This is a genomic window from Burkholderia pyrrocinia (genome assembly GCF_001028665.1).
Classification (GTDB): Bacteria; Pseudomonadota; Gammaproteobacteria; order Burkholderiales; family Burkholderiaceae; genus Burkholderia; species Burkholderia pyrrocinia.
Genome location: NZ_CP011503.1, coordinates 1,167,161 through 1,180,003 on the forward strand (window position 1 = coordinate 1,167,161; position 12,843 = coordinate 1,180,003).

The following is a 12,843-nucleotide window of genomic DNA, read 5'->3' on the forward strand; positions in this document are numbered from 1 at the left end:
TCGACTGCCGGTCAGATGGCCTGATCGGTGGACGGCTTTTCCCACAGATTGATGCCGCCTTCCGTCGCGTAACGATCGATCTCCGCGAGTTCTTCCGCCGAGAATTCGAGGTTCTTCAGCGCGCCGACGTTCTCACGCACCTGCTCCGCACGGCTCGCGCCGATCAGCGCGGACGTCACGCGGCCACTGCGCAGCACCCACGCAAGCGCCATCTGCGCGAGGCTCTGCCCGCGCCGTTCGGCGATCGCGTTGAGCTTGCGCACATGCTCGAGGTTGTCCGCGCTCAGGTGATCCTGCTTCAGCGAGCCGCCGCCCGGCTTGTTCACGCGCGCGTCGGCCGGCACGCCGTTCAGGTACTTCGACGTGAGCAGCCCCTGCGCGAGCGGCGTGAACGCGATGCTGCCCGCGCCGACGTCGTCGAGCGTGCCGAGCAGGTCGCTCTCGATCCAGCGGTTCAGCATGTTGTACGAAGGCTGGTGGATCAGTAGCGGCACCTTGTACTGCGCGAGCAACCCGGCCATCTCGCGCGTCTTCGCCGCCGAATACGACGAAATGCCGATGTAGAGCGCCTTGCCCTGCTGCACGGCCGACGCGAGCGCGCCCGCCGTTTCCTCGAGCGGCGTATGCGCGTCGAAGCGGTGCGAATAGAAGATGTCGACGTAGTCGAGCCCCATCCGCTGCAGGCTCTGGTCGAGGCTCGCGAGCACGTACTTGCGCGACCCGCCGCCGCTGCCGTACGGCCCCGGCCACATGTCCCAGCCGGCCTTCGTCGAGATCAGCAACTCGTCGCGATACGGCCGGAAATCCTCCTTCAGCAGCCGGCCGAAGTTGGTTTCCGCGCTGCCGTACGGCGGCCCGTAGTTGTTCGCGAGATCGAAGTGGTTGATGCCGAGGTCGAACGCGGTGCGCAGGATCTCGCGCTGCGTCGAGATCGGCGTCGAGTCGCCGAAGTTGTGCCACAGGCCGAGCGACAGGGCGGGCAGTTTGAGCCCGGATTTGCCGCAGGTGCGGTATTGCATGTCCGCATAACGTTCGGAAGCTGCTTCGTAGGCCATGAGTATTTCCCGTCAGGACGTCGGAGGGAGGGGCGCGCACCGGTCGCGCCCAGGGCACGACGGCGGCGAAGAAAACGCACGACGGCTATGGTAACGAAGGCGGCCGATGCTCGCACGGCGATGGACGCGACCGCGGTCGTCGCCTACACTGCGGCGTCTCGAATCACCGTTTCAGCGAGGTTGGTATGTCCCGGGTCATCTCGGTTGCGCTGCTGGTCGGCGGCGTCGTGCTGCTGTATTTCGGCGGACAGTCGTTCCATTCGATCAACGACAACGTGTCGCGCTTCTTCACCGGCTCGCCCGCCACGAAGACGATCCTGCTGATCGTCGGCGGCGCCGTCGCGTCGTTCGTCGGCCTGATCGGCCTCGCGATGCCGGGCGGCAAGCGCTGATCGCGCAGCCGCGCGACGCGCGAACGGCCCGCGTCACACGTTCGGGCCGCGCAAAACGAAACGGGCGGCCAGGCCGCCCGTTGCTTCATTCGCCCGCGATGCGCCGCGCATCGCGTGATCGTCGCGGCCTCGCCGCGCCGCCCGATCCGCAGCTAGAACTGCACTTCCGGCTTCGCCGCCGAGCGCGTGCCGGGCACCGGCCGGTTGCTCGCGCCGTGGTACGTATACACGAGCGAGAACTTCACCTGGTCGGAACGGTTCTGCCCGGCCGAATGCAGCGTGTTGCTGTGGAAGAACACGACGTCACCCGCCTGCAGCGACGGGCACGTTGCCGCGTCGATCATCTTCCGGTTCTCCGGCAGGTCGCTGCGGAAGAACTTCGCATCGTCGAACGCTTCAGGCCCGAACTCGGCCGTATGCGAACCCGGCACGAGCCACAGCGCGCCGTTCTCGTTCGTTTCCGGCCCCAGCGCGAGCCAAACCGACACCATGTCCGAACGCTCGAACGCCCAGTAACGGAAGTCGCGATGCCAGCCCGTCAGGCTGCCGTACGCGGGGTGCTTGGTCATCATGCAGTTGTGATGCGTGCGCGACAGCACGGGCTCTTCGCCGAAATACTCGCGCATCCACGCGCCGATTTCGGGTGCGATCGCACGCTCGGCGAACGCCGGATCGCGCGAGTACGCATCGAGCAGCCGCCGCACCGTGTGCCCGCCCGGCGCATGCTTCGACTCGGGTGCGCCCGGGTAGCGCAGGTCCGCCTCGAACTCGATCGGCTCGGCGGCCTCCTGCAACTGGCGCTCCGCTATCCGTTTGAGCGCCGCGCACTGTTGCTCGCCGACAAGGCCACGCGCGACGACGAAGCCGCGCTCGCGCAATTCCGCGACTTGCGCGCGGATCGATTCCGACTGCAATGGAGACGACATGGGATGCCAGACGTTTTTTGTGTGAATGTGACGATTGTAAATCGGCGCCGGATGCCGCGAACAGCGCCATTATCGTGCGCAGGGGCATGCCAATCGCCGATTTGATCTGGCGCAAGGGAACTGTGCGGCGCGGCGCTGGCCTCACCGACAGGCGGTATGCGGCACACGCCTTGCGGCACAAGGGTTTATCGCGACTTTTGCCCGTCATGAATCCCTTGTAGCCTGTCGCGGCCTGTCAATTCTGGCGGGCGCGGCGCGCAACGAGTTTCGGTAAGATCCGTTGCGCCATCCGAGGCCGTTCATACCAGTGCGCTCTTCAAGGGCGCCATCCATACAAGCGAAGCATCGTTCACATGCCATTCCGTCTGACTTCCCGTCTCAGCCGCACTGCGAAACGCATCGTGCCGCCCGCTCCTGCCCGCCCGCTGCGCCATCACCGTGCACGCACGCAGGCGCTGGCCGAGCGCGTGCCCGCGCACGGCCGGCTCGACGGCATCCGCGCGTGGTTCCACGCGTTTTTCTCGATGATGAGCACGCAGGCGTTCGCTCGCCGTGCCGGCCTGCGCTCGCTGCTGCAAAAGCCGTCGTCGCTGCGCGCGCTTGCGCTGCGTCGGGCGCTCGGCCCGCAACGCCGGGTCAACCGGCCACGCCGCCTCGCGGCCAGCAATGGCTGGTTCGGGTTCGGCGCGCGCTGAAGCAACGCCTGCGGGCACTGCCCGCCATGATCGCCGCCGTTGCGCCGGCGATCGGAATCCATAAAAAAACCCCGGCATGGCCGGGGTTTTTCGTTTCGGGCGAACGACGCTTACGCGACGCGTGCCGTCGGCTCCACGCCGGCCGCTTCGGCCAGTGCGAGCGCCTTGTCGGTCGCTTCCCACGAGAATTCCGGCTCTTCGCGGCCGAAGTGGCCGTAGGCAGCGGTCTTCTCGTAGATCGGGCGCAGCAGGTCGAGCATCTTGATGATGCCCTTCGGACGCAGGTCGAAATGCTCGCGCACGAGCTTCGTGATCACCGCATCCGACACGCGGCCCGTACCGAACGTGTTGACCATCACCGAGGTCGGCTCGGCAACGCCGATCGCGTACGACACCTGGATCAGCGCGCGCGACGCGAGGCCGGCGGCGACGATGTTCTTCGCGACGTAGCGGCCTGCATACGCAGCCGAACGGTCGACCTTCGACGGATCCTTGCCCGAGAACGCGCCGCCGCCGTGCGGTGCGGCACCGCCGTACGTGTCGACGATGATCTTGCGGCCCGTCAGGCCGCAGTCGCCCTGCGGGCCGCCGATCACGAACCGGCCGGTCGGGTTCACGAGGAACTTGATGTCGCCCTTGATCAGGTCGGCCGGCAGCGTCGGCTTGATGATTTCCTCGATCACGGCTTCACGCAGCGCGGGCAGCTCGATGTCCGGTGCGTGCTGCGTCGACAGCACGACGGTGTCGATCGAATCGGGCTTGCCGTCGACGTAGCGGACCGTCACCTGCGACTTCGCGTCCGGGCGCAGCCATTGCAGGCGGCCGTCGCGGCGCAGGCTGGCCTGGCGTTCGACGAGACGGTGCGACAGGTAGATCGGCAGCGGCATCAGTTCCGGCGTTTCGTCGCACGCATAACCGAACATCAGACCCTGGTCGCCCGCGCCCTGGTCGAGGTTGTCGTCGTGTGCACGATCGACGCCCTGGGCGATGTCCGGCGACTGCTTGTCGTACGCGACGAGCACCGCGCAACCCTTGTAGTCGATGCCGTAGTCGGTGTTGTCGTAGCCGATGCGCTTGATCGTGTCGCGCGCGATCTGGATGTAATCGATGTTGGCCGTCGTGGTGATTTCACCGGCCAGAACGACGAGACCCGTGTTGCACAGCGTTTCCGCCGCGACGCGGGAATATTTGTCCTGCTCGAGGATGGCGTCGAGAATCGCGTCCGAGATTTGGTCCGCGACTTTGTCCGGATGGCCTTCGGAGACGGATTCGGACGTGAAGAAATAATCGTTTGCCACTTTTTCAGGCTCCTGTGTGGTTACGGTTGGTTTCACGTAGCCAGCTTCGTTGGGCCTGAAGCGGCGACGCTTTAGCGGATTACCAGAACCGGGCAGCGCGCTTCGCGCCAGCCGGCTTCGCCCCGCAAGTTGTCAGTTAACTCGGCGAAGCCCGTATTATAGCGGCTTTCCTGAATTGTCACAGAGCGCCGCCCGTGATGTTTCTTCCGCTGTCTTACCACCCTGTTCGCAACGCGCCAGCCATCCGGCCCTACGGAGGTTCCGCATGCTAGGCCGCCTCGGCACGCATCTCGCCATCGGCTTCCTGAAGCTGCTCGCCCTTTTGCCGTACGGCCTGACCGCGCGGCTCGGCGACGGTCTCGGCTGGCTGCTGTACCAGATCCCCAGCGGGCGAAAGCGCATCGTACACACCAACCTGAAACTCTGCTTCCCGGACTGGAGCGACGAACGGCGCGAGGAAGTGGCCGGCCAGCATTTTCGCCATGCGATCCGCAGCTACGTCGAGCGCAGCTACCAGTGGTTCGCGTCGGAACAGGCCTACCGCAAGCTTTTTACCGTCGAGAGCGAAGTCGACCTCAGCGATCCGGACATGCCGCCGACCCTCTTGCTCGGCTTCCATTTCGTCGGCATCGAGGCCGGCTCGATGGCGATCAATCTCGCACTCGGCCGCATGTGCGGCTCGCTCTACACGCCGATGAAGAACCCGGAAATCGACGCCGCGGCCAAGGCCGGCCGCGGCCGCTTCGGTGCGGAGCTGGCGAGCCGGGCGGACAGCGCGCGTACCGTGCTGCGCTGGCTGCGCGACCGCAAGCCGGTGATGCTGGGCGCCGACATGGACTACGGGCTGCGCAACTCGACGTTCGTGCCCTTCTTCGGCATACCCGCCTGCACGCTGACGGCGGTCGGCCGGTTCGCCAAGACCGGCCACGCGCAGGTTCTGCCCTTTATCGGCGAGGTGTTGCCGAACTACAAGGGCTACCGGCTGAAGGTCTTCAAGCCGTGGGCCAACTACCCTACCGGCGACGACGATCTCGACGCACGGCGGATGAACGAATTCCTCGAGGAACAGATCCCGCTGATGCCCGAGCAGTACTACTGGGTCCACAAGCGCTTCAAGACGCGCCCGCCCGGCGAACCGAGCCTGTACTGACCCTGCCGGGCGAAACCCGCGGGCGCGCCGTCATGCGCGCGCCTGCGCCCTCGCCACCTTCGGCGCGCCTTTCGCGCGTGCCTGCCAGAGATCGAACGCAACCTGCTGCGCGAGCCAAAGATCGGCACGCCCGCCATTGTCTTCGCCCAGCCATGCTTCGAGACGCAGCGCCATTTCCGGCGAGATACCGGCGTGGCCGTGCAGGATCCGTGACAGCGCCGCGCGTGTCACGCCGAGCTGCGCGGCGGCCTCGGTGACGGTCAGGCCGAGCGCCGGCAGCACGTCATCGCGCAGCGCTTCGCCCGGATGGGCGGATTGAAAATACCAGTCGACCGATCGGCCGATGCCGCCCATTCCGCGTCGGCCGGCAACGCGAAACGCCCGCCCGCGCAGGACGCCCCTGTCGGCTGCATGTATCATTTGCGGTTGAGATCAGCACGACGAACGAGGCCTCCCGGCATGGCCGCCGGCCGTTCGCGTCGTGCTGGCCGCCTTGTTCGCCATGGAATTCCGGACCCAGTGAAACTCTCGTTCACCAAGATGCACGGCGCGGGCAACGACTTCGTCGTGCTCGACGGCTATTCGCGCGCGTTGCCGCCGCTCACCGAAGCGCAGGTGCGCGCGCTCGCCAACCGGCACTTCGGCATCGGCGCCGACCAGTTGCTGCTCGTCGAAAAGCCGACCGTCGACGGCGCGGATTTCAAGTACCGGATCTTCAATTGCGACGGCGGTGAAGTCGAACACTGCGGCAACGGCGCACGCTGCTTCGTGAAGTTCGTCAGCGACCGCGGCCTGACCGACAAGCGCAGCGTGCGCGTGCAGGTCATGAAGGGCCTGATCACGCTGACGCTGCAGGACAACGGCGAAGTCGTCGTCGACATGGGTGCGCCCGTGTTCGCGCCGGCGCAGGTGCCGTTCGTTGCGTCGGGCCTCGACGGCCGCACCGAAGGCCGCGACACGCTGTGGCCGCTCGACGTCGGCGGCGCGACGCGCTGGATCTCGACGGTGTCGATGGGCAATCCGCACGCGGTGCAGGTCGTCGACGATGCCGAAGCGTATCCCGTGCTGGAAGAGGGCCCGCTGATCGAGCGCCACGCGCGCTTCCCCGAGCGCGTGAACGCCGGCTTCATGCAGATCGTGTCGCGCAATGAAGTGAAGCTGCGCGTGTACGAGCGCGGCGCGGGCGAGACGCTCGCGTGCGGCACGGGTGCGTGCGCAGCGGTCGCGGCCGGCATCCGGCGCGGCCTGCTCGATTCGCCCGTGACCGTGCACACGCACGGCGGCACGCTGACGATCGGCTGGGACGGCGCGAGCGACGAAGCCGCCGCGCTGATGATGGCCGGACCCGCCTCGACCGTGTTCGAAGGCGAGATCGACCTGAACGCCTGACCCTGCAACGTCCTTGATAACTGAACGCGCCAGCCACATGAACGATCGCGAAGTCGCCGACTACCTGCTCGCCAATCCCGAATTCTTCGCGCAGCACGCCGAGCTGCTCGCGACGATCCGTCTCGCGAACCCGCACGGCAAGGCCGCGATCTCGCTGCAGGAGCGGCAGATGGAGATGCTGCGCGACAAGAACAAGCATCTCGAGCGCCGCCTCGCCGAGCTCGTGCGCTACGGCCACGAGAACGACAGCCTGTCCGCGAAGTTCAGCCGCTGGACCGCGCGCGTGATCGCGGAACGCGATCCGTACGCGCTGCCGCGCACGATCGCCGACGGCATCGCCGACGTGTTCGACGTGCCGCAAACCGCGCTGCGCGTGTGGGACGTCGCCGACACCTACGCGCAGGCCGACTTCGCGCGCCAGGTCGGCGAGGAAGTGCGCCTGTTTACGAACGGCCTGTCGACGCCGTACTGCGGCGCGAACACGGGCTTCGAGGCCGCGCAGTGGCTCGCGCCCGCAGTTGCCGCCGCGGCCGCGAATGCGGCGGAAGGCGCTGAAGCCGCACCCGCCGGCGACGGCTCGGCCACATCGGTCGCACTGCTCGCGCTGCGCGCGCCGCTCGCCGGCACCGACGCGCCCGCGTTCGGCCTGCTGGTACTCGGCTCGCCCGATCCGCGCCGCTTCCACGACGGGATGGCCACCGACTTCCTCGCGCAGATCGCAACGCTCGCGAGCGCGGCGCTCACGCGCCTGCTGCCGCACTGACCGCACGCGATGACAGACGATCCGGTCGCCGCCTACCTGTCGAACCTGAAGCACGTCAGGCAGCTGTCGGAACATACGCTGCGCGCGTACACGCACGAACTCGACGAACTGAAGAAGCTCGCGGCCGGCCGGCCGCTCGACACGCTGACGGCTGCCGACATGCGCGGCGCGGTTTCCCGTGCGCATGCGGGCGGGCTGTCCGCGCGGTCGATCTCGCACCGCCTTTCGGCATGGCGCGCGTTCTACCGCTGGCTCGCGCAGCGCATCGAGATGCCCGCGAACCCGGTTGCCGCGGTGCGCGCGCCGAAACGCCCGAAAACCTTGCCGAAGGCGCTGTCGGTCGACGACGCGTCGGCGCTGATGGACGCACCGCTCTCCGGCACGACCGAGAGCATCCGCGATCACGCGATCCTCGAACTGTTCTATTCGTCCGGGCTGCGCCTGGCCGAGCTGATCGGGCTCGACGTCATGTACACGCAGGCCGACGGCTACCGCTCGGCCGGCTGGCTCGATCTCGCCGAAGCCGAAGTCACCGTGCGCGGCAAGGGCAACAAGGAGCGCAAGGTGCCGGTCGGCCGCAAGGCGATCGATGCGCTGAATGCGTGGCTCGCGGTGCGCGGCGAGTTCGTGAAGCACGACCCGCATCCGCTGTTCGTGTCCGTGCGCGGCAACCGGATGTCGCCCGGCGTCGTGCGCGAGCGCGTGAAGCGCGCGGCGCTCGCCGCCGGCATTCCCGCCAACGTCCACCCGCACGTGCTGCGCCACTCGTTCGCGACGCACGTGCTGCAGTCGAGCGGCGACCTGCGCGCGGTGCAGGAATTGCTCGGCCACGCGAGCGTCTCCGCGACGCAGGTCTATACGTCGCTCGACTTCCAGCATCTCGCGAAGATTTACGACAGCGCGCATCCGCGCGCGAAGAAGCGCGACTGACGCGCGTCCCGTGTTACCCGCCGCGCGCGGCGACCGGCAACGGTCGGCTTCGCGCGCGGCCCATTTCGATCCCATCATGCAAACCGTCACCCTCAAGCCGTCCAAGGAAAAATCGCTGCTGCGTCGCCATCCGTGGATCTACGCCAATGCGATCGACCGCGTCGACGGCAAGCCCGCGCCCGGCGCAACCGTGATCGTGCGCTCGCACGACGGCCGCTTCCTCGCGCGCGGCGCGTACAGCCCGCAGTCGCAGATCCGCGTGCGCGTGTGGAGCTTCGACGAGAACGAGCCGATCGACCACGCGTTCTTCAAGCGCCGCGTGCAGCGCGCGGTCGCGCACCGCACGACGATGGTGTCCGGCACGGGTGCGGTGCGGCTCGTGTTCGGCGAGGCCGACGGGCTGCCGGGGCTGATCGTCGATTACTACGTCGCTGACACCGCGGAAGCCGGCGCGGCGCCGCGCGGCCAGCTCGTCTGCCAGTTCATGGCCGCGGGCGTCGAAGCGTGGAAGGACGCGATCGTCGCGGCGCTCACCGGCGCGACGGGCTGCCCGAACGTGTACGAGCGCTCGGACGTGTCGATCCGCGACAAGGAAGGCCTTGAACAGACGACCGGTGTGCTGGCCGGCGATGCGCCGCCCGCGACGCTGATCGCGAACGAAAACGGCGTGCGCTATCACGTCGACGTGCCGAACGGCCACAAGACGGGCTTCTACGTCGACCAGCGCGACAACCGCGCGCTCGTCGCGCAGTACGCGGCCGACCGCGACGTACTGAACTGCTTCTGCTACACGGGCGGCTTCTCGCTCGCGGCGCTCAAGGGCGGTGCGAAACGCGTCGTATCGATCGACTCGTCGGGCGATGCGCTCGCGCTCGCGCAGCAGAACGTCGTCGCCAACGGCTTCGACGCCGAACGCGCGACCTGGCTCGACGCCGACGCATTCAAGACGCTGCGCCGTCTCGTCGACGAAGGCGAGCGTTTCGACCTGATCGTGCTCGATCCGCCAAAGTTCGCGCCGACCCGCGACAGCGTCGATCGCGCGGCGCGCGCGTACAAGGACATCAACCTGAGCGGCTTCAAGCTGCTGCGTCCGGGCGGCCTGCTGTTCACGTACTCGTGCTCGGGTGCGATCGACATGGACCTGTTCCAGAAGATCGTCGCGGGCGCGGCAGCCGACGCGAAGGTCGACGCGCGCATCCTGAAGCGGCTCGGCGCGGGCGTCGATCACCCGCTGCTCGCCGCATTCCCGGAAGGCGAATATCTGAAGGGCCTGCTGTTGCAAATCGTCTGATCGCCCCGATCTTGGCGGACACCCTGGTCCGCCGGCCCCGCCTGGCGGGCCAGCGCTTTCGCCTGTCGTCCGGACGACGGGCGGGGGCTTGACAGGTATGTTTCAATGGATGTTTGTGCGCCCCGGCTCGTCACGCGAGGGCGCGACGCACATCCTGGTTTTGACCCCGATTCACGAACCACAGGCGACCGACATGGCCACTCCCGTCACCATCCTTACCGGCTTTCTCGGCAGCGGCAAGACGACGCTGCTCAAGCGCATCCTGAACGAACAGCACGGCATGAAGATCGCCGTGATCGAGAACGAGTTCGGCGAAGAGAACATCGACAACGAAATCCTCGTGCAGGATTCGAACGAGCAGATCATCCAGATGAGCAACGGCTGCATCTGCTGCACGATCCGCGGCGACCTCGCACGCGCACTCGGCGATCTGGCTGCGAAGAAGCGCGAAGGCAAGCTCGACTTCGACCGCATCGTGATCGAGACGACCGGCCTCGCGAACCCGGGCCCCGTCGCGCAAACCTTCTTCATCGACAGCGAAATCGCCGACGACTTCCTGCTCGACGCGGTCATCACGCTCGTCGACGCGAAGCACGCGAACGCGCAGCTCGACGAACACGAAGTCGTGCAGCGCCAGGTCGGTTTCGCCGACCGCCTGTTCATCACGAAGTCGGATCTCGTCGACGACCAGGCCGTCGCCGGCCTCAAGCACCGCCTGATGCACATGAACCCGAAGGCGACGATCAAGGTCGTGAACTTCGGCGAAGCCGACATCAAGGAAATCTTCGACCTGCGCGGCTTCAACCTGAACGCGAAGCTCGAGATCGACCCCGACTTCCTCGCCGAAGACGATCACGCGCACCATCACCACGATCACGGCCATGATCACGATCACGCCGATTGCGACCACGATCACGGCCAATGCGCGCACGATCACGACCACGGCCACCACCACCACCACGCGCACCACGACGACAAGATCAAGTCGTTCGTGTACCGCAACGATCGCCCGTTCGACCCGAACAAGCTGGAAGACTTCCTCGGCGGCATCCTGCAGATCTACGGCGAGCGGATGCTGCGCTACAAGGGCGTGCTGTTCATGAAGGGCGTCGACCGCAAGGTCGTGTTCCAGGGCGTGCACCAGATGATGGGCAGCGACCTCGCCGCGAAGTGGCTGCCGGCCGAGAAGAAGACCAACAAGATGGTGTTCATCGGCGTCGACCTGCCGCAGGACCTGATCACCGACGGCCTCGACGCCTGCCTCGCCTGACGCGCGCGGGCGCCGTTTGCGCCCCTTTGCGCCCCGTCCGCGCCGCCGCTTTCGCGGCGGTCCCGGGGGCGGCGTGCAGGCAGGGTTTCGCCGTCATCGCTTTTTCGCGATTTGCGCGTTATATTTTCTAGATATTGGCGCAGCCGACGGGGATCGACCCGATACGGCGCCCGCTTGCGATTCAGTTACAATACGTGCCCGCTGGAGTACGGCAACAAACAGGCCCGGTTCTTGCTGAACCAGTTTTCCGGGCATCGCAACCGCGCCGGATCGCCAATCCGCCACCCGGCCGCGGCCGATGCGATCTGCCGCGCAGCACACCGGTTCGCCGCGCGCGCAAATCCGCGCCAGGCCTATCCTGGTATTTGAGAACCGGTTTTCCAGAGGCTTTCGGCCCCGCGGCGGCAAATCGCAAATGAATGCAAACGCGGTTGCGGGTAATCCCAAAGTGCAGGCAATATCTGTCGATTTGCCGCACATTGAAGAAGCAAGCAGATGACGAAGAAACTCTTGACCGAAGCCGAAATCCTGAAGATGAGCGACAAGGATTACATGAATGAGGATCAGCTCGCCTTCTTCAAAAATCGGCTCGAACAGTTGCAGGCGGACATCCTCAAGAATGCAGGCCAGACGACCGAGAACCTCCGCGAGACGGTGATCGTGCCTGATCCCGCCGATCGCGCGACGATCGAGGAAGAGCACGCGCTCGAGCTGCGCACGCGCGATCGCGAACGCAAGCTCCTCAAGAAGGTTCAGCAGTCGCTCGCCCGCATCGATTCCGGCGATTACGGCTGGTGCGAGGAAACCGGCGAGCCGATCGGCATTCCGCGCCTCCTCGCGCGTCCGACGGCCACGCTGTCGCTCGAGGCGCAGGAGCGCCGCGAGTTGCGCCAGAAGCTGTTCGGCGACTGATCGAGCGGCGTTCCGCTCCGACACGCTGCTTCCCGAAAGCGCGCGGCCTGCCGCGCGCTTTTTGTTTTTCCGGCACCGGTTCCCGGCCGATTTGCCCCTCCGCCTCTTGATATCCCGGCGCGCGCCCTAAAATGAAACGGACGCGCGCCGGGCCGCTCCCCGGCGCACTGCGATTCACGCGGCGGCGCCTCGCGCCGCCCGACTCTTCCCCGTTTTTCTCAAGGAACGCAGATGGAGCAATTTCACGGCACGACCATCGTTTCGGTCCGGCGCGGCGACCAGGTCGCGCTCGGCGGCGACGGCCAGGTAACCCTCGGCAACATCGTCATGAAGGGTGGCGCGCGGAAAGTGCGGCGGATCTACAACAACCAGGTTCTGGTCGGATTCGCGGGCGGCACCGCCGATGCGTTCTCGCTGCTCGACCGCTTCGAGGCGAAGCTCGAGAAGCACCAGGGCAACCTGACCCGTGCGGCCGTCGAGCTCGCGAAGGACTGGCGCACCGACCGGATGCTGCGCCGCCTCGAGGCGATGCTGATCACGGCCGATGCGACCACCACGCTCGTGATCACCGGCAACGGCGACGTGCTCGACCCGGAAGGCGGCATCTGCGCGATCGGCTCGGGCGGCGCGTACGCGCAGGCCGCGGCCCGCGCGCTCGTCGAGAACACCGAGCTGTCGCCGCGCGAGATCGTCGAGAAGTCGCTCGGGATCGCCGGTGACATGTGCATCTACACGAACCACAACCGCATCATCGAAACGATCGAGTAAGGAC

Annotated in this window: 14 protein-coding genes; 10 read left to right on the forward strand and 4 right to left on the reverse strand. The window is 66.6% G+C overall.

Annotated elements, in window-relative coordinates; translation table 11 throughout:
- Positions 1–11 precede the first annotated feature (11 nt).
- Positions 12–1,055, reverse strand: a complete 1,044-nt coding sequence (gene mgrA / locus ABD05_RS05430; protein WP_047899292.1) for an L-glyceraldehyde 3-phosphate reductase — start codon at positions 1,053–1,055, stop codon at positions 12–14.
- A gap of 185 nt (positions 1,056–1,240) precedes the next feature.
- Between mgrA and ABD05_RS05435 the strand changes: the two genes are divergently transcribed.
- Complete coding sequence (locus ABD05_RS05435) at positions 1,241–1,447, forward strand: DUF3185 family protein (RefSeq protein ID WP_006477510.1); 207 nt, start codon at positions 1,241–1,243, stop codon at positions 1,445–1,447.
- A 152-nt stretch (positions 1,448–1,599) separates the two neighbouring features.
- Here ABD05_RS05435 and ABD05_RS05440 read toward each other — a convergent pair whose 3' ends face one another.
- The gene (locus ABD05_RS05440; protein ID WP_047899293.1) at positions 1,600–2,373 is read right to left on the reverse strand and encodes a phytanoyl-CoA dioxygenase family protein; all 774 of its coding nucleotides are present in this window, start codon (positions 2,371–2,373) and stop codon (positions 1,600–1,602) included.
- A gap of 353 nt (positions 2,374–2,726) precedes the next feature.
- On the opposite strand from ABD05_RS05440, the gene ABD05_RS05445 reads away from it, so the two are divergent.
- On the forward strand, positions 2,727–3,068 hold the full coding sequence (locus ABD05_RS05445) for a hypothetical protein (protein WP_047899294.1): 342 nt from the start codon (positions 2,727–2,729) through the stop codon (positions 3,066–3,068).
- A gap of 110 nt (positions 3,069–3,178) precedes the next feature.
- Here the strand turns inward: ABD05_RS05445 and metK are convergent, their stop codons facing one another.
- Positions 3,179–4,366, reverse strand: a complete 1,188-nt coding sequence (gene metK / locus ABD05_RS05450; protein ID WP_039353866.1) for a methionine adenosyltransferase — start codon at positions 4,364–4,366, stop codon at positions 3,179–3,181.
- Positions 4,367–4,631: 265 nt separating this feature from the next.
- On the opposite strand from metK, the gene ABD05_RS05455 reads away from it, so the two are divergent.
- Positions 4,632–5,516, forward strand: a complete 885-nt coding sequence (locus tag ABD05_RS05455) for a lipid A biosynthesis lauroyl acyltransferase (RefSeq protein ID WP_047899295.1) — start codon at positions 4,632–4,634, stop codon at positions 5,514–5,516.
- A gap of 30 nt (positions 5,517–5,546) precedes the next feature.
- On the opposite strand, the gene ABD05_RS05460 is transcribed toward ABD05_RS05455, so the two are convergent.
- Positions 5,547–5,870 carry a HigA family addiction module antitoxin gene (locus ABD05_RS05460; RefSeq protein ID WP_047899296.1) on the reverse strand — a complete coding sequence of 108 codons (324 nt, stop codon included), beginning with the start codon at positions 5,868–5,870 and terminating at the stop codon, positions 5,547–5,549.
- A gap of 165 nt (positions 5,871–6,035) precedes the next feature.
- On the opposite strand from ABD05_RS05460, the gene dapF reads away from it, so the two are divergent.
- The 7 genes from dapF (at position 6,036) to hslV (ending at position 12,839) form a co-directional block, all read left to right on the forward strand.
- Positions 6,036–6,905: a diaminopimelate epimerase gene (gene dapF / locus ABD05_RS05465; protein ID WP_047899297.1), complete on the forward strand. Its 870-nt coding sequence runs from the start codon at positions 6,036–6,038 to the stop codon at positions 6,903–6,905.
- Positions 6,906–6,942: 37 nt separating this feature from the next.
- Positions 6,943–7,668, forward strand: a complete 726-nt coding sequence (locus tag ABD05_RS05470; protein ID WP_047899298.1) for a DUF484 family protein — start codon at positions 6,943–6,945, stop codon at positions 7,666–7,668.
- Positions 7,669–7,677: 9 nt separating this feature from the next.
- The gene (gene xerC, locus ABD05_RS05475) at positions 7,678–8,598 is read left to right on the forward strand and encodes a tyrosine recombinase XerC (protein ID WP_047899299.1); all 921 of its coding nucleotides are present in this window, start codon (positions 7,678–7,680) and stop codon (positions 8,596–8,598) included.
- A gap of 76 nt (positions 8,599–8,674) precedes the next feature.
- The gene (locus ABD05_RS05480) at positions 8,675–9,889 is read left to right on the forward strand and encodes a class I SAM-dependent rRNA methyltransferase (RefSeq protein WP_034179327.1); all 1,215 of its coding nucleotides are present in this window, start codon (positions 8,675–8,677) and stop codon (positions 9,887–9,889) included.
- A 193-nt stretch (positions 9,890–10,082) separates the two neighbouring features.
- On the forward strand, positions 10,083–11,159 hold the full coding sequence (locus ABD05_RS05485) for a CobW family GTP-binding protein (protein WP_047899300.1): 1,077 nt from the start codon (positions 10,083–10,085) through the stop codon (positions 11,157–11,159).
- Positions 11,160–11,654: 495 nt separating this feature from the next.
- A complete protein-coding gene (gene dksA / locus ABD05_RS05490; protein WP_006477498.1) occupies positions 11,655–12,071 on the forward strand; it encodes an RNA polymerase-binding protein DksA in 417 nt (138 codons plus the stop codon).
- 231 nt (positions 12,072–12,302) lie between these two features.
- The gene (hslV, locus tag ABD05_RS05495) at positions 12,303–12,839 is read left to right on the forward strand and encodes an ATP-dependent protease subunit HslV (RefSeq protein WP_047899301.1); all 537 of its coding nucleotides are present in this window, start codon (positions 12,303–12,305) and stop codon (positions 12,837–12,839) included.
- Positions 12,840–12,843: the final 4 nt, after the last annotated feature.

Excerpts from the sequence above, each read along its gene's own strand:
- mgrA (WP_047899292.1), bottom strand. The coding sequence starts at position 1,055 with ATGGCCTACGAAGCAGCTTCCGAACGTTATGCGGACATGCAATACCGC.
- ABD05_RS05435 (WP_006477510.1), top strand. The coding sequence starts at position 1,241 with ATGTCCCGGGTCATCTCGGTTGCGCTGCTGGTCGGCGGCGTCGTGCTG.
- ABD05_RS05440 (WP_047899293.1), bottom strand. The coding sequence starts at position 2,373 with ATGTCGTCTCCATTGCAGTCGGAATCGATCCGCGCGCAAGTCGCGGAA.
- ABD05_RS05445 (WP_047899294.1), top strand. The coding sequence starts at position 2,727 with ATGCCATTCCGTCTGACTTCCCGTCTCAGCCGCACTGCGAAACGCATC.
- ABD05_RS05455 (WP_047899295.1), top strand. The coding sequence starts at position 4,632 with ATGCTAGGCCGCCTCGGCACGCATCTCGCCATCGGCTTCCTGAAGCTG.
- ABD05_RS05460 (WP_047899296.1), bottom strand. The coding sequence starts at position 5,870 with ATGGGCGGCATCGGCCGATCGGTCGACTGGTATTTTCAATCCGCCCAT.
- ABD05_RS05470 (WP_047899298.1), top strand. The coding sequence starts at position 6,943 with ATGAACGATCGCGAAGTCGCCGACTACCTGCTCGCCAATCCCGAATTC.
- xerC (WP_047899299.1), top strand. The coding sequence starts at position 7,678 with ATGACAGACGATCCGGTCGCCGCCTACCTGTCGAACCTGAAGCACGTC.
- ABD05_RS05480 (WP_034179327.1), top strand. The coding sequence starts at position 8,675 with ATGCAAACCGTCACCCTCAAGCCGTCCAAGGAAAAATCGCTGCTGCGT.
- ABD05_RS05485 (WP_047899300.1), top strand. The coding sequence starts at position 10,083 with ATGGCCACTCCCGTCACCATCCTTACCGGCTTTCTCGGCAGCGGCAAG.
- dksA (WP_006477498.1), top strand. The coding sequence starts at position 11,655 with ATGACGAAGAAACTCTTGACCGAAGCCGAAATCCTGAAGATGAGCGAC.
- hslV (WP_047899301.1), top strand. The coding sequence starts at position 12,303 with ATGGAGCAATTTCACGGCACGACCATCGTTTCGGTCCGGCGCGGCGAC.